The following is a 20,854-nucleotide window of genomic DNA, read 5'->3' as shown; positions in this document are numbered from 1 at the left end:
GCTCGCAGTAACGGCGCCCGGCGCAGATACGGCTGCCGGTGGCGGCAGCGATGCTGCCTTTCGCGGGAACGAGCCCTTCTCGGCGAGGCGCGGGCCAGGATTGGAGTGCGTGCCTACCCAGGGGGTGGCCGAGTCTGTCCACAGCCTGGCCGCGGACTGCGTCGAATCAGTGGTCGGCGAGATCCTCGAGCCACTGCGAACCCGGAGGCAGGCCGAGTGGGGCTCGGCGTGCCCCGCCGGGCGGTGCCGGCGGCGCTTTGCCGCGGCGCGCGGGCAGTCCGGCGCTGGAAAATCGGCGGGCCGGGACCGATGAGTTCGGTGGGTGGCGGGCGTCTGTAGAGGTGACACGAGTTCACCTCAGGCCAGGAGACCAGCGATGACCGAAACGAACCGCACGACGATCGGCGATCCCTGTTGGGTCGACTTGTACAGCTCCGACCTCGATCGGAGTATCGCGTTCTACCGCGAACTGTTCGACTGGACCGCCGAGAGCGCGGGCGAGGAGTTCGGCGGGTACGTCACCTTCCGCAAAGACGGGCGCGCCGTGGCGGGCGCGATGGCCAGGATGCCCGGCGACACCGACAGCCCCGAACAGTGGACGGTGTATCTGGCCAGTCCCGACGCGCGGGCCACCGCCGACGCGGCGACCGCGGCGGGGGCCTCGCTGGTGGTGGCGCCGATGGCGGTCGGCGAGCTGGGCACGATGGCCGTGCTCGGCGACGTCGGCGGTGCCGGTGTCGGCATCTGGCAGGCCGGGACGTTCCCCGGCTTCGAGACCGTGGGCCTGGTTTCCGGCGGGCAGTGGAGTGCGCACGCGGGCGCGCCCTCCTGGTTCGAGCTGCACACCCGCGCCTACGACGCGTCGTTGACCTTCTACCGGGAGGTGTTCGGCTGGTCGGATGTCTTCACCATCTCCGACGCCCCGGAGTTCCGCTACTCCACCATCCACGCCGAGAGCCCGATGCTGGGCGGCGTCATGGACGCCTCGGCTTTCCTGCCCGAGGGCGCACCCGCGGGCTGGATCGTCTACTTCGGCGCCGACGACGTGGACAAGTCCGTCGACCGGCTCACCGAACTGGGCGGCACGGTGCTCTCGCCGCCGCAGGACACCCCCTACGGCCGGATGGCCGCGGTCACCGACGCCACCGGTGCCCGTTTCAGCATCGGCGGCAATCGAGCCTGAACCCGGCGGCCCGCACGAAAGATCCGACGCACACCCGGGCGTTGCGTGCGGGCCGTGGGCGGGCGCGAAATCTGCCCATCGACCGGATTCGCTCCGGCGGAATCGTCGATTCGGGTGGCCGATTCCCCGCCCGCGAGCGCACTGCACCCCCTCGACCTAACGAATGGACCGGCGGGCGCCGACATGTACCCTCACTCGCATGCCGGTGAGCGACGTGACGCAGGTACGCACCCGAATTCGCGCGGTTCGTCATCGCGACGGCGCGGCCGGTCGCCGGCTCCGGGCGGTCGTGGCCGGGTGTGCGGCGCTGCTGCTCGCAGGGTGCGGCGGCGCGACCGACGACTCCGCTTCCATCGTGCGCACCACCACCAATATCGCGGGCGCGGGCGTGGTCGGGCTGGAGCGCGACACCACCCGGGCGTGCGCGCTGCCGAGCGCGCCGGATCCCACGGGCGGGGACACCCGCAGCGTCACCCATGCGGCGGGCGTTTCCGAGGTGCCCGCCGACCCCCAGCGCATCGTCGTGCTCAGCACCTCCGCGCTGGACGCGGTCTGCGCGCTCGGCCTGTGGGAGCGGGTCGTAGGGACGGTGACGATGGACGGGCCGAGCCCGCAACCGGCGTATCTGGGCACCGGCGTACTGAGGATTCCCGGCGTCGGCACCGCCGCGCGGCCGGACCCGGCCCGGATCGCGGCCCTGCATCCCGATCTGATTCTGGGTGAGAACCCCACCGGCACAGCGAGTTTCAGCGCGTTGCAGGCTATCGCCCCGACCGTGCTGGTCGGTTCGAACAACGGCTGGCAAGCCGAATTCGTGGCGTACGCGGCGGGTTTGGGACGGCGCGACGCGGCGGAGACCGCATTGCGGAACTACCGCACCGAGGCGCGCGATACCGGTACCGCGCTGGCGGCGGGCCAGACCCAGGCATCGATCGTCAGGTTCACCGCCGACGCTGCGCGGGTGCAGGGCGGCGACAGCTTCTCCGGCCAGGTGCTCGCCGACGCGGGCGTGCAGCGTCCAGCCGCGCAGCGCGGATCCTCGTTCGACGTGCGCGAGGACGAGTTCGCCACCAAGGTCGAGGGCGATCTGATCTACGTGATCCTCGCTGGTCCAGATGGCAAGAAGCACGGTGAAGCGGTACTGCGCACCGACGAATGGAAGGAACTCGGCGCCGCCACCGACCGCCGGGTGTTCGCCGTGGAGGACAGCGTCTGGCACGGCGACGGCCTCACCGCCGCCCGCGCCCTGCTCACCGACCTGCGCGACACGCTCAACGGCTACGTGACCGACTGACCGCCCACCCCCTTGGGTGGGGTTTCCCCCACCCTGGGAGTGCCCGGACCAGCGCTGGGGTTGCTGTCGGAAAGTCCCTTCGCGGACGAGATTCAGAGGTACGCCGAGAACCTCTCAATCGAACCCGAGGACACGACATGCACACGCTGACCGATTCGCTCGCCGACACCCGGTACTCCCTGCCGGTGGCACAGCCCGTTGCCGGGGTCGATCCGAACGCGGTCGTGGCGTCCACCGCCGATTGCGACCTGACCTACGCCGAGCTGGATCGCTGGTCCAACCGCCTGGCCCGATTGCTGCTGCGCCTCGGCGCCGGCCCCGGCACCCGGATCGCGGTGGCGATCGACCAGGCGATCGAGTCCGTCGTAGCCGAGCGCGCCGCCACCAAGATCGGCGCCATCACCGTCCCGGTGACCGACGACGGCTCCTACGCGCTGGGCACCGCCGTGGGCATCACCACCAAGGACCAGCGGCCCGAGCACGCGAACGAGATCACCTGGCTGGTGCTGGACGAGCGCTCCACCCTGCAGCGCTACCTGACCAGCTCCGCCGCCCCGCTGCGCGCGGACGACCTCGACCTTCTCCCGAAAGCCGCCTGACCGGTCACAACCCCTCCCCCGCGACCCGAACAGCGATGTTCGGGTCGCGCAGTGTGCCCAATATCCCCGCAGCGCCGACCGCGCCGGTTCAGAATTGACTTGCCGCGTGCTGTGCGGCAGCAGGTACTACCGCTACCGCGGTGACTACGGGTGGTCACTGTCGATCGGCCCGATCGCGGTCAGAATGTAGGACACTTCATGCAACAGCCTTCCCTTTCGGCGCAAGACCCGGACACAGTTCTTCCCGACGGGGCCTTCGCCCTCTCGGCGGCACAGCGCGGCATCTGGTTCGCCCAGCACGTCGCCGGTGCTACTCCGATCTCGATCGCCCAGTACGTCGAACTCAACGGTCCGATCGACGTCGACTTGCTCGCGCGTTCGGCGCGGCAGGCCGGGCGTGAATTCGGTACCGGCTACCTGCGCCTCGTCGAGGTGGGGGGGCATCCGTTCCAATTCGTCGACCCCACGCTCGACGACAGTCTGGAGACGCTGGACTTCCGCTCCGAACCCGATCCGGAGGCGGCCGCGCACGCGTGGATGCGCGCGGAGTACGAGGCCCCGCTGGAGCTGACCCGCGACCGGCTGGTACGCATCGCCATGCTGCGCGTCGGCGCGGACCGCTGGTTCTGGTATTCGCGGATCCACCACATCGTGCTCGACGGCATGGGCGCGCTGACCATGGTGCAGCGCACCGGAGAGCTGTACAACGCCGCCGTCGAAGGCCGCGAGGCGTCGCCTGCGAAGGCGGAGGACCTGCGCAAGATCGTCGAGGCGGATCTGGCCTACCGCAGTTCGGAGCGGTTCGGCGCGGACCGGGAGCACTGGCTGGCGCACCTGGACGGCATGGCCGATCCGGTGAGCCTGGCCGGTCGTACCGCACCGGTGGACGGGCATCCGAGGCGGGCCACCGGCGCGCTGCCCGCCGACACCGGACAGCTGCTGGACGCCGTCGCCGAGCAGGTGTCCTCGGGTGTCGCGCCGACCGTGGTCGCCGCCTTCGGCGCGTATCTGTCCGCGATGACCGGCGCACCGGAAGTCGTGCTCAGCCTGCCGGTGTCCGCGCGCACCACCGCGACACTGCGCCGTTCCGGCGGCATGATCGCCAACGTGGTCCCGCTGCGGCTGCGGATGACGCCCCACACGACCGTCGGCGACGTGATCCGGGCGGCGCAGGGTGAGCTGACCGGGGCGCTACGGCGCCAGCGCTACCGGCAGGAGGACATCTTCCGCGATCTCGGCCGGCCGATGGATGAGGCCGGCTCCTTCGGCCCCTCGGTGAACCTGATGATGGTCGACACCAGAATCCAGCTCGGCCCGGTCACCGGGCGGCTGCACGTGCTGACCTCGGGGTTGATCGACGACCTTTTCGTCAACCTGTATCCGGGTGTCGGCGGCGAGAGCACGCATATCGACTTCCAGGCCAACGGCAACCTCTACACCGACGCCGAGCTGTCCGGGCAGCACCGCCGCTTCCTGTCGTTCCTGCACCGTTTCTTGGCCGCCGGACCGGACGCGCCGCTGGCGAGCGTGCCGGTGCTGTCGGACGACGAGCGCACCGGATTCGCACCCGCCCGCGGGCCCGCGGGTGTCGCGGCGCGGACGCTGCCCGGCCTGCTCGCCGCGGGCGCTGCCCGCGATCCGCTGGCGACCGCGCTGGTGGCGGACGAGACCGCGATGACTTACCGCGAGGTCGACGACTACACCAACCGGCTGGCCCGGGTGCTGATCGCCGCGGGCGCCGGGCCCGAGCGCACCGTGGCGATCTCCATCCCACGGTCCATCGCCTCGGTGCTGGCGACGATCGCGGTGGCCAAGACCGGCGCGGCGTTCGTGCCGATCGACCCCACCTACCCGGCCGACCGGATCGAGCACATGGTCGGCGACAGCGGTGTCGTCGCGGGCATCACGCTGGCCGCCGCGCGAAAGTCGTTGCCGCGCCGGGTGTCCTGGCTCGTCCTCGACGACGAGGGCACCGAGCGGGCGATGGCCGAGCGGGACGCCGCGCCGCTGACCGACGCCGACCGCACGGCCGCGATGCACCCGGACCAAGCCGCCTACGTCATCTACACCTCCGGTTCCACCGGACTCCCGAAGGGCGTGCTGGTCCCGCACCGCGGGCTGGCCAACTTGGTGGCGAGTTCCGGCGCCGGATTCGGCATCGACCGCCAGTCCGTCGTCGCCCATGCCGTGTCGCCGAGTTTCGACATCTCGGTCGAGGAGATCCTGGTCACGCTGGCGTCCGGCGCGACGCTGGCCGTGGTGCCGCCGTCGGCGTACGCGGGCGAGGAGCTGGCCCGGGTACTGCGCGCCCACCGCGTCACCCACCTCAACGTGACCCCGGCGGTCGTGGGATCGCTCGACCCGGCGACCCTGCCACAGCTGCGCACTGTGATCGTGGGCGGTGACGCCTGCCCGCCCGAGCTGGTGACGAAGTGGGCGGGCCGGACCCTGCTGAACGGCTACGGCCCCACCGAGACCACCATCACCGTCAGCCTCAGCGCCCCGCTGACGCCGGACGGCCCGGTCACCATCGGCCGTCTGGCCCGCGACGTGTCGGCGGTGGTCCTCGATCCATGGCTGCGGCCGCTGCCGCCGGGCACCGTCGGCGAGCTCTACCTCTCCGGTCCCGGCCTCGCGCGCGGCTACCACCGGCGCAACGGGCTGACCGCCGACCGTTTCGTCGCCGACCCGTACGGCACGGGTGAGCGCATGTACCGCACCGGCGACCTCGTGCGCTGGGTGCACAACGACGGGCACGTGGAACTGGAGTACCAGGGCCGCAGTGACTTCCAGGTGAAGGTGCGCGGCTTCCGCATCGAGCTCGGCGAGATCGACGCCGCCTTGCAGCGGCAGCCCGATGTCGACTTCGCGCTCACCCTCGGCGTCGAAACCGGTTCGGGCGCGACCGCGCTGGTGTCGTACGTGCTGCCGGAGCCGGGTGCGCACATCCACGCTGAGGCGCTGAAAGCCGCTGTCGGAGAATCGCTTCCGGCCTACATGGTGCCCTCGGTGATCATGGTGCTGGACGATCTTCCGCTCACGCCGCTGGGCAAGGTGGACCGCAAGGCGCTGCCCGCACCGGATTTCGGCGCGCGCGCCACGGCGAGCAGGCCGCCGTCCACGCCACGCGAGGAGACGCTCGCCGCGCTGTTCGCGGAGGTGCTCGGCCTGGAATCGGTGGGGGTCGACGAGAGCTTCTTCGCGCTCGGCGGCGACAGCATCGTCTCGATCCAGCTGGTGTCGCGGGCGAAGGCGGCCGGACTCGGGTTCGGCGCACGGGATGTCTTCGAGCGCAAGACCGTCGCGGCGCTGGCCGCGGTGGCCACCGACGTGCCGACCGGAGTGGTGCACGAGCTGCCCGGCGGCGGGGTCGGCGAGGTAGAGCTCACGCCGATCGTGCACGCGATGCTCGAGACCGGCGACACCTGGCGGCGGTTCGCCCAGGCGGTGCTGATCGAGCTGCCATCCGGGATGCGGCGCGCGGATCTCGTGGCCGCCCTCGCAACGCTGCTCGACCGGCACGACCTGCTGCGCTCGACGCTGCGCAGCGCGGGCGACGGCTGGAGCTGGGTGGTCGCCGAACCCGGTGCGGTGAACGCGGGCGCCCTGCTGGAAGTCGTGACCGCGGACGCCGACCTGGACGAGACCTGCGAGCGCGCGTTGCAGCGCGCCGCCGACCTGCTCGATCCGGAGACGGGCGTGGTCGCGCGTTTCGTGTGGATCGAGCGCGCCGACGCCGCGCCGCTGCTGTGGCTGGTGCTGCACCATCTCGTCACCGACGGCGTTTCCTGGCGGATCCTGCTGCCGGATCTGGCCACCGCCGCACTGGGCGCCGAACTCGCGCCGGTCGGCACCTCCTTCCGGCGCTGGGCGCACGGCCAGCGCGAGCACGCGGCCACGCGCACCGGCGAACTGCCGCTGTGGCAGCGCATCGTGGCCACGCCCGATCCCGCGCTCGGCTCGGCGCCGATGGACCCGGCCGTCGACGTGGTGGGTTCCATGGCGCACCTGACGACCGTCGTGCCGCCGGACATCGCACAGTCCGTGCTCACCACCGCGCCGGAACGCTTCCACTGCGGCGCCGACGACGTGCTGCTGGCCGGGCTCGCGCTCGCGGTGGCCCGGTGGCGCGGGCGCACCTCCACGGTGTTCACGCTCGAGGGCCACGGCCGCGCCGAGACCGTCCTGCCGGGCGCCGACCTGGCGCGCACGGTGGGCTGGTTCACCAGCGTCTACCCCGTCGCGGTCGATCTGACCGCCATCGACCTGGCGGACGCGTTCGCGGGCGGGCCCGCGGCGGGAGCCGCGATCAAGGCGACCAAGGAGCAGCTGCGCGCCCTGCCGGACAAGGGCATCGGGTTCGGCATGCTCCGCTATCTGGTCCCGGACACCGCGGCGGCGCTGGCGGACGCACCCACCCCACAGATCAGCTTCAACTATCTCGGGCGCGCGTCCACCGGCGGCGACGCGGAACCGTGGCTGCCGCGCCGGTTCGCCGCGACCCAGGACGACCGCGCGCCGCTGGCCGCCGCGGTCGACATCAACGCCGTGCGCACCGCTGCCGGGCTCGAGGTGACCTGGGCCTACGCCGGGCGGCTGTTCGACGAGGCCGATCTCGGCGAACTCACCGCGCTGTGGGAGCAGGCGCTCGGCGCGCTGGCCCGGCACACCGCGTCCACGAGCGCGGGCGGACGCACGCCGTCGGACTTCGACCTGGTCACCGTCACCCAGGCGCAGATCGACGCCTGGGAGCGCGCCTACCCGAATCTCGCCGATGTGTGGCCGCTCTCGCCGCTACAGTACGGGCTGCTGTTCCACGCGCTGTACGACTCCGACACCGCCGACGGCTATACGGTGCAGTCGCTGCTCACGCTGGCCGGAACCGTCGACGCGGCCCGATTGCGCCGCGCCGCACAGGCTTTGGTGACCCGGCACGACAACCTGCGCGTCGCCTTCGTCGAGACCGAGGACGGTCCACGTCAGCTCGTCCTGGCCGACGCCGAGATCGACTGGCGGGAAGCGGACCTCACCGGGATCGCCGACGAGGCCGAGCGCGCCCGGGAGCTCGACCGGCTGATCGCGGTGGACGCCCGTACCCGGTTCGAGCTCACCCGGCCCCCGCTGCTGCGCTGCATGCTCATCCGGATCGCCCCGGACACCTACCGTTTCGTGCTGACCAATCACCACCTGGTGCTGGACGGCTGGTCGACGCCGCTGCTGGTGCGCGAACTGCTCACCCTCTACGTCACCGACGGCGACGCCGCGGCCATGCCGCCCGCGCACTCCTATCGCGAGTTCCTGACCTGGCTGCAGACCAAGGACGACGCGGAATCCCTCGCCGCCTGGACCGAGTCGCTGGCCGGCATCGACACGCCGACCCGCGCGGTGCCCACCCTCGCCGGAATCGAATCGACCGAAACCGGCATGATCTCCGTCGACCTGTCCCGCGACACCGTGGCCGGGCTGGAGACCGCGGGCCGCGAAGCGGGCGCGACGGTGAACACCTTGGTGCAGGCCGCGTGGGCGATGCTGCTGGCCATGCTGACCGGTCGCACCGACGTGGTGTTCGGCGGCACGGTCTCGGGACGGCCGCCGGAACTGGCCGGGGTCGAGGAGATGGTCGGCCTGTTCATCAACACGCTGCCGGTGCGGGTGCGCCTGGATCCGGCGGAGAAGGTGGCCGACCTGCTCGCACGCCTGCAATCCGAGCAGGCGCGGCTGATGGACCATCAGCACGTCGGGCTCGCCGCCATCCACCAGGCGGTCGGCCTCGCCGAATTGTTCGACACGCTCACCGTGTTCGAGTCCTACCCCATCGATCGGGAAGCGCTGTCGCAGGCACTGGACATCGCGGGCATGCGCGTGCTCGGCGTGGAAGGCACCGACGCTACGCCGTATCCGCTGAACCTCATGGTGATTCCGCTGCGCGGCGACGAGGGCCGCGACACGCTGCGGGTCACGCTGAAATACCTGGCCGATCAGCTGCCGGTGGAGCAGGCCCGGCCCCTGCTGGATCGCTTCGTCCGGCTGCTGAACCAGCTCGCGGACAACCCGCGCGCGCTGGTCTCCCAGCTGCAGTACTGCGACGACGCCGAGCGCGCCGCGCTGGTGCCGGTACACGGCCCGGAGTCGGTGCCGCAGGCCACGCTGCCCGAGCTGCTCACCGCCGGCGCGCGGATCGATCCGGACGCGATCGCGATCACCGCGGGCGAGCTCACCATGTCCTATGCCGAGCTGGACGCCTGGTCCAACCGCTACGCCCGGGTGCTGCTGCGCCGCGGCGTCGGGCGCGAGGTGTTCGTCGTGCTGGCCCTGACCCGCTCACTGGAATCGGTGATCGCCGTATGGGCGCTGGCCAAGACCGGCGCGGCGTTCGCGCCGCTGGACCCGAACTACCCGGTGGAGCGCATCGAGCACATGCTCAGCGACTCCAAGGCCCCGATCGGCGTGACGGTCACCGCGACCGGTGAGACGCTGCCCGGCACGATCGACTGGTTGCTGCTCGACGATCTGAACACCATCCGGCGGGTGATGACGGTGTCCGAAGCGCCGATCACCGACGAGGAACGCGGCGGCGCGATCGACCTGGACCAGACGGCGTACCTGATCTACACCTCCGGCTCCACCGGCAAACCCAAGGCCGTGCTGCTCAGCCACCGTGGCATCGCGAATCTCGTCAGCGCGCAACGGCAGACGCTCGCGCTCGACCCCACCGTCAGCGCGCTGCAGGTGGCGTCGCCGAGCTTCGACGCCTCGGTGTTCGAACTGCTCATCGCGCACGGCGCGGGCGGCAGGCTGGTGGTGTCGCCGCCGGACGTCTACGGCGGAACCGAACTGGAAACGCTGCTGCGCACCCAGCGCGTCACCCACGCCGTGATCACGCCGTCGGCGCTGGCCACCATGGAACCCGCCGGGCTGGAGCACCTGCGCGTGCTGGCGGTAGCGGGCGAGGCGGCGACACCGGAGCTGATCGAGCGGTGGGCGCCGGGCAGGCGGATGGTGAACCTGTACGGCCCCACCGAGTTCAGCATCTGGGCGACCGGGCCGGGTGAGCTCGTCACCGGCGAGCCGATCACGATCGGCGGGCCGATCCGCGGCGCGGCCACCGTGGTGCTGGACGCCTGGTTGCGTCCGGTGCCGATGGGCGTGCCCGGTGAGCTGTACCTCGCCGGTCCGGCGCTGGCGCGCGGCTATTTCAACCGTTTCGAGATGACCGCGAGCAGATTCGTCGCCGACCCCTTCGGCGCACCCGGCGAGCGGATGTACCGCACCGGCGACATGGTGCGCTGGGTCGACAACGGCGACGGTCCCGAGCTGGAGTACCTGGGTCGCAGCGATTTCCAGGTCAAGATCCGCGGTCTGCGCGTCGAGCTGGGCGAGATCGACGCGGTGCTCTCCCGCGACGACGAGGTCGAGTACGCGGTGACCATCGGGCGCACCGGTCCCGCCGGGACCACCGTGCTGGTCTCCTATGTGCTGCCCGCCCAGGGCGTGCGACTGGACGTCGAGCGGCTGCGCGCGCGGGTGGCCGCCGAACTGCCCGGCTACATGGTGCCCGGTTACCTCGTCGTGCTGGACACCATTCCGCTCACCCCGGTCGGCAAGCTGGACCGCAAAGCCCTTCCGGTGCCGGACTTCTCCGACAGCCACCGGCCCTATCTCGCACCGCGCACGCCGGTGGAGGAGGCGGTGGCCGCGGTGTTCGGCGAGGTGCTCGACCGCGAACGCGTCGGCGTCGACCAGTCGTTCTTCGAACTCGGCGGCAACTCGTTGAGCGCCACCAAGGTGGTGGCGCGGGTGAACGCGGCGCTCGGCTCTCGGATCGCGCTGCGCGATCTGTTCGACGCGCCGACCGTGGCCCAGCTGGCGGCCCGGGTGGTGCCCGCCGCCGGCGCGGCGCCGGGCGGGTTCGGCCTCGCGCCGCGGATCCGGCCGGATCGGGTGCCGCTGTCTCCCGCGCAACAGCGCATGTGGGTGCTCAACCGGATGGATCCGGCTTCCGCCGCCTACAACATCGCGGTGGCCCTACGGCTCACCGGAGAGCTGGATGTCCCGGCGCTGCGCGCGGCGCTGGTCGATGTGGTCGACCGGCACGAGAGTCTGCGCACGCTCTACCCCGCCGATTCGGAAGGGCCGCGTCAAGTCGTCGTGGACGCCGAGGTGGCCGTGCCCGCGATGCCGGTGGTCGATACCGAGGACGGCGCGCGACTGCGTGAGCGCATCACCGAATCGGCGGGAACCGGCTTCGATCTCGCCACTCAGCCGCCGCTGCGGGTGGGCCTGTTCCGGATCCGTGACGGCGTCGAGCCCTCCGCGAGTGCGGCACCGGTGTCGTCGGCTCCGTCCACGAACGAAGCGCCGGTCTCGTCCGGGCCCACGGCCGCGACCGCGCCGGTCTCGTCGAGTTACACCGCGAGTTCCGGCGCGATCGCCGCCACGCCGCCGGTGCACGTCGTCGTGCTCGTGGTGCACCACATCAGCGCGGACGGGGCATCGATGGCGCCGCTGGCCGCCGACCTGGTCGCCGCCTACTCCGAGCGGGCCGCGGGCGGGCACGCCGAACGCGTCCCGCTCCCGGTGCAGTACGCCGACTTCGCGCTGTGGCATCGCGAGCTGCTCGGCGACGAGGCGAACCCGGAGTCGTTGGCGGCCCGGCAGATCGAGTTCTGGCGCGCGACCCTCGCGGGCGCGCCCGACGTGCTGGAACTGCCCTCCGACCGGCCGCGCCCCGCGGTGCAGACCATGCGCAGCGCCGACTTCGGCTTCACCGTCGACGCCGAGACGCACCGAGCGCTGGTGGACTTCGCCACCGCGCACAGCGTCAGCCCGTTCATGGTCGTGCACGCGGCGCTCGCGGTACTGCTCGCGCGTCTGGCCACCACCGACGACGTGCTGATCGGCACCCCGGTCGCCGGGCGCGGCGAAGCGGCGCTCGACCAGCTCGTCGGAATGTTCGTCAACACACTGGCACTGCGGACGCCGGTGGATCCCGGCGCGGGCTTCGCCGCGTTCCTGGACACCGTCCGGTCCACGGACCTGGACGCGTTCGCCAACGCGGATGTGCCGTTCGAGCGACTGGTCCAGGTGCTGGATCCGGCTCGCTCGACCGCGCACCACCCGCTGTTCCAGGTCTCGCTGTCACTGCAGAACTTCGTCGAACCCGTGCTGGAACTGCCCGGCCTCCGGTTCGAGGTGGAGGACGTCGAGCGCGACGCCTCCCAGTTCGATCTGACCCTGGACCTGCGCGAGCGCTTCACCGACCGCGGTCCGGCCGGCATCGAGGCCGTGCTGACCTACGCCACGGATCTGTTCGACGAGACGACGGCGGCCGCGTTCGCCACCCGGTGGCGGCGCGTGCTCGCGGCCGTGCTGGCGCGACCCGAGGTCCGCATCGCCGATATCGACATCCTCGACGACAACGAACGGGCGACGCTGGTGCCGGTGCGCGGTCCCGCGGCCGCAGCGGCCACGACCCTGCCGGATCTGCTGGCCGAGACCGTGCGGCGGTACCCCGATCGCATCGCCTTGGTGTCCGACGGACAGACCACCACCTATGCCGAGATCGACGCGCACGCCAATCGCCTCGCCCGACTCCTGCTCGAGGCGGGCGGCGGTCCGGAAACCGTGGTCGCACTGGGGCTTGCGCGTTCGACGGAACTGCTCGTCGGCATGTGGGCCGCGGCGAAGGCCGGCGCGGCGTTCCTTCCGGTCGATCCGAAGCACCCCGTCGAGCGCATCGACCACATGCTCACCGATTCCGGCGCGACGCTCGGGCTGACCGTCGCCGCCTTCCGGCCCACGCTGCCCGACAGCACGAACTGGCTGGTGCTCGACGACCTCGCGCTTGTCGAGCGGTGGGGCGCCGCGAGCAGCCGCCCGCTGAGCGATCGCGAGCTACCTGGTCCCATCCGGCCGGACAACGCGGCGTGGATGATCTACACCTCCGGCTCGACGGGCACGCCGAAGGGCGTCTCGGTCTCCCATCGCGGCATCGCGGATCTCGTCGCGGCGCAACGATTTTCGCTCGGCCTGGACGAGCACTCCCGGGTGCTGCACGTGGCCTCGCCGAGTTTCGACGCGTCGGTGTTCGAGGCGATCATGGCGTTCGGTTCCGGGGGCGCGGCGGTGGTCGCGCCGCCGGAGGTGTTCGGTGGCGGCGCGCTGGCCGAGCTGATCGACACCGAACAGGTCAGCCACATGGTGATCACTCCCTCCGCGCTGGCGACGCTCGACCCCACCGAGGTGACCAGCGTGCGGGTGCTCGCGGTGGCAGGCGAGGCGGTCGGCGAGGAACTGGTCGAACGCTGGGCCACCGGACGCGCCCTGGTCAACCTGTACGGGCCCACCGAATCGACCATCTGGGCAACAGCTTCGGCGCCGCTGGTGGTGGGCGAGCCGGTGTCCATCGGCACTCCGGTGCAGGGCGCGCAGGTGCTGGTGCTCGACGACCGGCTGCGGCCGGTTCCGTTCGGCGTGGCGGGCGAACTGTATCTCGCCGGACCGGCGCTGGCGCGCGGCTACCACGCGCGAGCGAGCCTGACCGCCGCCCGCTTCGTCGCCGGACCGTTCGGCACCCCGGGGGAACGGATGTACCGCACCGGTGATCTGGTGCGCTGGATCCGCGGCGACGCCGGGCCCGAACTGGAGTACTTGGGCCGCACCGACTTCCAGGTCAAGGTGCGCGGACAACGGATCGAGCTGGGCGAGATCGACGCGGTGCTCGGCCGCGCCGACGGCGTCGACTTCGCGGTGACGCTCGGCGTGCCCGGCCCCACCGGGGCCACCGCGCTGGCCGCCTACCTGGTCCGCACGCCCGGGACCGAGCTCGACGTGGCGAAGGTGCGCGCCTTCGCCGCCGACATCCTGCCCGGCTACATGGTGCCCTCGGCGTTCGTCGTGCTGGACGAGATCCCGCTCAACGCGGTCGGCAAGCTGGACCGCAAGGCATTGCCCGCACCGCAGTTCCGGGCCGACCACACCGAGTACCGCGCACCGGTCACGCCGACCGAACAGCGGCTGGCCGCGATCTTCGGCGAGTTGCTCGGCGTGCCGCGGGTGGGCGCCGACGACTCGTTCTTCGCGCTGGGCGGCGACAGCATCCTGGCGATCCAGCTGGTGTCGCGCGCCAAGCAGCAGAGCATCACCTGCACCCCGCTGCAGGTGTTCGAGCACCGCACGGTGGCGGCGCTGGCCGAGGCCGTCGACGCGGCGGGCACCGCGGTGACCTTGGCGGAGCTGCCCGGCGGCGGCGTGGGTGAACTGCCGCTCCCGCCGATCGTGCACTACATGCTGGAACGCGGCGGGAACCACGACCGCTTCGCCCAGACCGCGGTCCTCGAGTTGCCGGTCGGCATCGAGCGGTCGCAGATCGTCGCGGTGCTCACCGCCGCGGTGGACCGGCACGACATGCTGCGCGCCCGGCTGGTGGACGACGGCGTGGACGGGCCACGCGTGCTGGTCGGCCCGCCCGGATCGGTCGACGTGGACGCGCTGGTGCACCGCGTCGAGTTCACCGCCGTCGATCCGATCGAACTGCACGAGTTCGCCATGACCGAGCTGGACGCCGCGGCCGACCGGCTCGATCCGGCCGACGGCACGGTCCTGCAATTCATCTGGCTGGACCCGGTGGGCGACGCGGGGTCGCGCACCGGATCGGGCCGGCTGATCGTGCTGGCGCACCACCTGGTGATCGACGGGGTGTCCTGGCGCATCCTGATTCCGGACCTGGTGGCCGCGTGGGCCCAGGTGTCGGCGGGCGCCACCCCGGTGCTCGCGGAGACCGGAACCTCGATGCGGCGGTGGGCCCATGCGCTGGCCGAGGAGGCGCGATCGCAGCATCGGGTGGCCGAACTGGCGTACTGGCACGACGTGCTCGCCGGACCCGATCCGCTGATCGGCGGCCGGGAGCTCGATCCCGCCGTCGACGTGACCGGCACGCTGCGCATGGTCGAGCGGGAGGTGTCCGCCGAGGTCACCACCGCGCTGCTCACCACCCTGCCCGGCCTGTTCCAGGGCAGCGTCAACGACACGCTGCTGGCCACCTTGGCGCTGGCGCTGGCGCGCTGGCGCGACGCCGACCCGTCGACGCTGCTGCGCCTGGAAGGTCACGGCCGTCAGGAAGAGGTGGTGCCCGGCGCCGATCTGTCCCGCACCGTCGGCTGGTTCACCAGCATCTACCCGGTGCGCCTCGACCTGGCACAGATCGACATCGACGACGCGCTCGCCGGCGGTCCCGCGTTGGGCGCGGCGATCCGCGCCGTGAAGCATCAGCTGCTCGCGGTGCCGGACAAAGGCATCGGCTTCGGCTTGCTGCGCTACCTCAACTCCGAGACCGCGCGGCAGTTGCCGCGACGGCTGCCGGGGCGGATCGGCTTCAACTACCTCGGCCGGTACGCCGGCGGCGACATCCCGGCCGGACTCGAGGGTCTGGGCTGGCTGCCGACCGACGACCTGGGCGATGTGCACGTCGCCGAAGACCCCGGCGTGCCGCTGCACTCGGCGATCGACGTGAACGCGGTCGTGATCGGCGACCGGCTACGCGCGAGCTTCGGCTTCCCGTCCACCCTGCTCGACCAGGACGAGGTCGCCGAACTGGCCGATCTGTGGATCGACGCCCTGAGCGCCGCGGCCCGGTTCGCCCATACCGCGGCGGCCCGCACCGCCGCCGAGGAGGAAGCGGCGGCCACGGCGTCTGCGCCCGTTCCGGCGGCCGGCGGACTCGGATTGGACGTGGTGCTGCCGATCCGGCTCGGGGGCGAGCAACCGGCGCTGTTCTGCATCCACCCGTCGTCCGGGATGTCCTGGACTTACCTGGGATTCGCCGACGCGCTCGCGCCCGGCCGCCCGATCTACGGGCTGCAAGCGCCCGACCTCGGCGGCCACGAACCGCCCGCGCGTTCGATCGAGGAGTTCGCCGAGCGCTACGTGCGAGAGATCCGGACCCTGCAACCCCAGGGGCCCTACCACCTGCTCGGCTGGTCGTTCGGCGGCCTGATCGCGCACGCCGCGGCGGCGCGGCTGAAGGCCGAAGGCGCCGAGGTGGGCGTGGTCGCGCTGCTGGACGCCGACACCGCCGACATCGACGGCGACAGCATCGAACAGCTCACCGCCGGCTCGTTCGCGCACACCTTCGGCGCGGTGTTCGGCATCCACGACATCCCCGCGGACGCGTCCGCGCAGCAGGCGGCGGATCTGATCCGCGAAAGGCTCGGCGGGGTGTCGCTGATCGACGCCCCGACGCTGGAGCGCATGGCCGCGTCCTACAACGCCGCCGCCCGGACCAGAACCGGCTACCGCCGTCCGGTGTTCGACGGCGACATCGTGTACTTCAGCGCGATCGTCGACACCTCCGACATCTTCGGTCCCGACGGCTGGGGGCCGTACGTGACCGGCGAGATCATCAACCACGACATCGAGGCGACCCACGACGAACTGACCGCACCGCACGTGCTTCCGGTCGTCGCGCGCCTGCTCGATGCACATCTTGGAGGCCTGGGATGAATTCCGACCAAGGAGTCGTCGTCGAGGGGATCGAGAAATCCTTCGGCACGGTCAAGGCACTACGCGGAGTCGACTTCGCGGCCGAGCCGGGCGAGGTGCTCGGCATCCTGGGACCGAACGGCGCGGGCAAGACCACCACCGTGAACGTCCTGTCCACGCTGATCCGGCCGGACCGCGGCCGTGCGACGGTCGCCGGGTTCGACGTGCTGGCCGACCCCGCGGCCGTCCGCCGCAGCATCATGCTGACCGGGCAGTACGCCGCGCTGGACGACATGCTCAGCGGCTACGAGAATCTCGTGATGTTCGGCAGGCTGATGGGTTTGCGCAAGCGGGCCGCCCGCGCCCGCGCGGACGAACTGCTCGCCGAATTCGACCTCGAACGCGCGGCGGGCCGCCGGGTGGGCACCTACTCCGGCGGCATGCGCAGGCGTATCGACATCGCCTGCGGTCTGGTCGTGCGGCCCGACGTGGTGTTCCTGGACGAGCCGACCACCGGGCTGGATCCGCGCAGTAGGCAAGGGGTGTGGGATCTGGTCGCCGGATTCAAGAAGGCGGGTATCACCACCCTGCTCACCACCCAGTACCTGGAGGAGGCCGACGCGCTCAGCGACCGGATCATCGTCATCGATCACGGGGTGGTGATCGCCCAGGGCACCGCCGACGAACTGAAGGCGCGCACCGGCGGCAGCTACTGCGAGGTGGTGCCGCTGAATCTGAAGGACCTGCCCGCCATCGCCGCCGCCCTGGGCTCGCTACTGCCGCCGGAGAACCGGGACGCGCTGGGTCCGGACTCCGATCGGATCGCCATACCCGCTCCGGACGGCGCGAAGACATTGCTGGAAGCGCTGCGCCGGCTGGACAGCTCGGGCTTCGACCTCGTGGACGTCGCGCTGCGCCGCCCGTCGCTCGACGACGTGTTCCTCCAGTTGACCGGGCATCTGGCGACGACGGAGGAGATCGCGCGGCGGGAGGGCGTGTCATGACGGCGGCGACCTGGCTCAGCCAGACCCGTGCCACCCCGCTGCGGCCGCAGCAGTGGTGGGTGCTGACCACCCGGTTGATCGCCCCTTCGGCGCAGAGCGGTGAGGTGATCACCTCGGTGCTGGCGCCGGTGACGTTCACCGCCAGTTTCTACATTCCGCTGAAGACCATCATGACCGTCATCGGCACCGGCTTCAGCAGTTACGCGCAGTACATGATGCCGTTGGTGATCCTGCAGGCCGCCGCCTTCACCGCGGTCTCGGCGGCGTTCCGCGCCGCCACCGATTCGGTCGCCGGGCTGAACCGGCGCTTCGGCTCGATGCCGATCGGCCCGCTGATCCCGGTCACGGCGCGCCTGTCCGGCAGCGTCTTCCGCCTGATCATCGCCTTGATCAGCGCGTCGATCTGCGGACACGTCATCGGGTTCCGCTTCTACAACGGCCTCGCGCACACGATCGGTTTTGTGCTGTTCTCACTGCTCATCGGGGTCGCGTTGATCTGGGGCGGCGACGTGATCGGCACCATGTCGCGCAACCCGGAGGCGACGGCACAGGCGCTGGTGCTACCGCCGCTGATCCTCGGCATGCTGTCCACCGGGATCGCTCCTGCCGATCAGTTCCCGGAATGGGTGCAGCCGTTCGTGCGCAATCAGCCGGTGTCGCAGTGGGCCATCGCCTTGCGGGCGTTCGCCGGTGACACCGGACCGAACGCGGGTGCGGTGAGCTGGTCACTGCTGGGTCCGCCGTTGGCCTGGGCGCTGGCCTACCTTGCCACCAGCGTCCTGCTGTCGATGCGGCTGAGCTCGAGGAGGGCGTGATGGCACTGCTGACCGAACACCAGGATCGGTTGCTCACCGGCGCGGAGATGTCGGTGTCGGCGCTGCTGCGGCACACGCTCATCCAAACCCAGCGGCTACTGCTGCGCTGGGCGCGCAACCCGGTCACACTGCTGGAGACGCTGATCATCCCCTGCCTGCTGCTGATCATGCTCAACACCGTGATCGGCGGGCAGATCAGGAAGTTCACCGGCGAGAGCGCGCTGTACGGCTCGGTGCCCATGGTCGCCTTGGTCGGCGCGCTCTCCGGTGCGGTCGCCGGAGGTGTCCTGCTCGGCCGCGAACGCGACGCGGGCCTGCTCGCCCGCTTCTGGGTGCTGCCCGTGCACCGCGCCTCCGGTCTGGCCTCGCGGGTGCTCGCCGAGGGCTGCCGCATCTTCGCGTGCACCATCGCCGTCGTGCTGGTGGGCTTCGTGCTCGGGTTCCGCTTCCACGAGGGCGTCGCGGCGGCGATCGTCTTCCTGTCGCTGCCGGTGTTCTTCGGACTCGCCTTCGCCACCATCGTCACCTCGGTCGCCGTGTTCACCGCCAAGTCCACTCTGGTGGAGAGCATCACGATCCTCACCTCACTGATGATGTTCTTCAGCACCGGCTTCGTGCCGCTGGTCGCCTTCCCGAAATGGATTCAGCCGGTGGTACACAACCAGCCGATGTCGGTGGGCGTCGACGCCATGCGCGCGCTCGCCTACGGCGGACCACTCGCCCGCCCGCTCACCCTGACCGTCGTGTGGTCGCTCGGCGCGATCGTCCTGTTCGCGGTGCCCGCGAGCATCGGCTACCGCAGGGCCAGCAGACGCTGAACCGATCCTGTTCAGAGCTCTCAGTCGGGCTACGTACCGGTGCCCCCGAGTCCGATCTGGGTCTTCGGTCGTCTCGACTCCCCTCCAGGCTCACTCGTCCGGCGTGTACTCGGCGTAACGCCCCGACTTGCGGAAGGTGGCTGCGGCCAACTCTTGTGCGGCTTGAACCAGTGCGGCTATGGCCCGGTGGTCGGGACCGAGGTACGGGTTCACTTCCTCGGCAATCTTCTGCAACTGATCACGCAGCGTCACCGAAAGCTCCCGGGGCAGCGTTCCGGGAAACTCCGGTGGGTTATCGGGATCGATCGGGTACTCGACCGGTTCGGGGGTTGACACGCCGATGGCTCCTTCAGAATCGAGGGTGGCACTGCGAGGTCGGTACCTCCACGGTGCCGGATGCGTTGTTGTAGGTGAACTGGTCCCCTGAATCTTGCCCCGTATACCGACGCTGACGCGCCACTTGCCGGCGTAGCAGGCGGCCGACACCGTGTAGGAGTGTCCACCGCCCCGGTACGGCGGCGGGGTGCTCGGGACAGCGAACGCCACGAACAAGCACCAACAACGGGTGCCCTACCTTGCTGGCGAACGACCCCGGCGGGTACGTCGTCCAAGCGTGGAAGACAGACCGGGCCGATACCGTCGAGCTGCCACACCTGCTACTCGGTTTCCTCGAACCGGATACGTTCATCGGTGCGACTTTGACCGACACCGGCCGGGGAACATTCCGGCTCACCGGTCGGCCGGTCACCGAACCGGAACTAGTCGCACAGCTGGACATCGCCGACGACGAAACCGCCATCGAGGTTCCGAAGCTGGAAAGGACGTTCTACGGTGCTGCTAGTGCCCGATGACGGGTTCCCGGACCTACTCCGGACCTGCAAGCGGGAAGCGTTTCACCTCGAAGTGCTCGACTCGTACGCCGAACCGAACGAGCATGAACCGTTCCGGCGATTCCTGGCAGACGAGCCGGATGACTACGCATGGTTCCAGCCGTGGACAGACCTGGTACAGGAGACGACCAGCCGGGGCGTGGCGGTCACACGGGTACGTATCGTCACCGTGCCACACACCGACTACACCCGGTTCTCTATGCGGATAGCGGAACTCAACACCAAGGCGGGGGAAAATATTCGGTATCTGCCCCGGCATCTCGCCGGGGAAGTCCCGCCAGATGATTTCTGGTTGTTCGATGACGATAAAGTCATCTACTCGGCATTCGGTGAATCCGGAGGCTGGTCGGGTGCCGTAACCACCGACCCGAATATTGCCGCCTACTCTCAGCGGTTGAAAGAACGGTTCTGGTCTCTGGCTACCCCGTATCGAGAGTACGTCAGATAGTGACCGGTTCAGTCGACCAGCAGCGCGAATATCTCGGCGCACAACTCCGGGGTATTCGGGTTGCCGCTGGGTTGTCCGGTGCGGAGTTGGCACGCCGTAGCGGATGGGACGCAAGCAAGGTCTCGAAGATCGAATACGGCCGGATACGGCCGTCTCTGGAGGACATCTCGGCGTACTGCCGACACTGCAACGCGGGCGACCAACTAGCAGACCTCCACGCGGCGACAGAGCATAGATACCGCGTACCTCGAATGGCGGAAGATTCTCGGTACCGGAACCAAGCGCAGACAGCAAGCGTCGATCAAGTGGGAATCCGAAGCTCGG

The 20,854-nt window shown here is 70.5% G+C and carries 10 protein-coding genes and 1 pseudogene; 10 read left to right on the top strand and 1 reads right to left on the bottom strand.

Annotated elements, in window-relative coordinates:
- The first annotated feature begins 376 nt into the window (after positions 1–376).
- The 7 genes from ACT89H_RS00970 (at position 377) to ACT89H_RS00940 (ending at position 19,192) form a co-directional block, all read left to right on the top strand.
- Positions 377–1,183 (top strand): VOC family protein, encoded by an 807-nt coding sequence (locus ACT89H_RS00970; protein ID WP_445106553.1) that lies wholly within the window; start codon positions 377–379, stop codon positions 1,181–1,183.
- 199 nt (positions 1,184–1,382) lie between these two features.
- A complete protein-coding gene (locus tag ACT89H_RS00965; protein WP_445106552.1) occupies positions 1,383–2,477 on the top strand; it encodes an ABC transporter substrate-binding protein in 1,095 nt (364 codons plus the stop codon).
- 137 nt (positions 2,478–2,614) lie between these two features.
- On the top strand, positions 2,615–3,076 hold the full coding sequence (locus tag ACT89H_RS00960) for an AMP-binding protein (RefSeq protein WP_445106551.1): 462 nt from the start codon (positions 2,615–2,617) through the stop codon (positions 3,074–3,076).
- Between the two features lie 198 nt (positions 3,077–3,274).
- Positions 3,275–16,576 carry a non-ribosomal peptide synthetase gene (locus ACT89H_RS00955; RefSeq protein WP_445106550.1) on the top strand — a complete coding sequence of 4,434 codons (13,302 nt, stop codon included), beginning with the start codon at positions 3,275–3,277 and terminating at the stop codon, positions 16,574–16,576.
- Entirely contained in the window at positions 16,573–17,559 is a 987-nt protein-coding gene (locus ACT89H_RS00950; RefSeq protein ID WP_445106549.1) for an ATP-binding cassette domain-containing protein, read from the top strand. The genes ACT89H_RS00955 and ACT89H_RS00950 overlap by 4 nt, the downstream gene beginning before the upstream one ends.
- Entirely contained in the window at positions 17,556–18,374 is an 819-nt protein-coding gene (locus ACT89H_RS00945) for an ABC-2 transporter permease (RefSeq protein ID WP_445106548.1), read from the top strand. The genes ACT89H_RS00950 and ACT89H_RS00945 overlap by 4 nt, the downstream gene beginning before the upstream one ends.
- Positions 18,374–19,192, top strand: coding sequence for an ABC transporter permease (locus ACT89H_RS00940; RefSeq protein ID WP_445106547.1), 819 nt, complete (start codon positions 18,374–18,376; stop codon positions 19,190–19,192). The genes ACT89H_RS00945 and ACT89H_RS00940 overlap by 1 nt, the downstream gene beginning before the upstream one ends.
- Before the next feature lie 90 nt (positions 19,193–19,282).
- On the opposite strand, the gene ACT89H_RS00935 is transcribed toward ACT89H_RS00940, so the two are convergent.
- Positions 19,283–19,528, bottom strand: a complete 246-nt coding sequence (locus ACT89H_RS00935) for a hypothetical protein (RefSeq protein WP_445106546.1) — start codon at positions 19,526–19,528, stop codon at positions 19,283–19,285.
- Positions 19,529–19,767: 239 nt separating this feature from the next.
- Between ACT89H_RS00935 and ACT89H_RS00930 the strand changes: the two genes are divergently transcribed.
- From ACT89H_RS00930 to ACT89H_RS00920, 3 genes and pseudogenes are all read left to right on the top strand, one after another.
- Positions 19,768–20,043: a hypothetical protein gene (locus ACT89H_RS00930; RefSeq protein ID WP_445106545.1), complete on the top strand. Its 276-nt coding sequence runs from the start codon at positions 19,768–19,770 to the stop codon at positions 20,041–20,043.
- Positions 20,033–20,530 carry a DUF6879 family protein gene (locus tag ACT89H_RS00925; protein ID WP_445106544.1) on the top strand — a complete coding sequence of 166 codons (498 nt, stop codon included), beginning with the start codon at positions 20,033–20,035 and terminating at the stop codon, positions 20,528–20,530. Before ACT89H_RS00930 ends, ACT89H_RS00925 begins: the two co-directional genes overlap by 11 nt.
- Positions 20,530–20,682 (top strand): annotated as a pseudogene (locus tag ACT89H_RS00920) (helix-turn-helix domain-containing protein); the annotation flags it as partial. The gene ACT89H_RS00925 and the pseudogene ACT89H_RS00920, both read left to right, overlap by 1 nt.
- Positions 20,683–20,854: the final 172 nt, after the last annotated feature.

The organism is Nocardia aegles (assembly GCF_052545135.1).
This window is presented reverse-complemented; position numbering and strand designations above follow the sequence as displayed.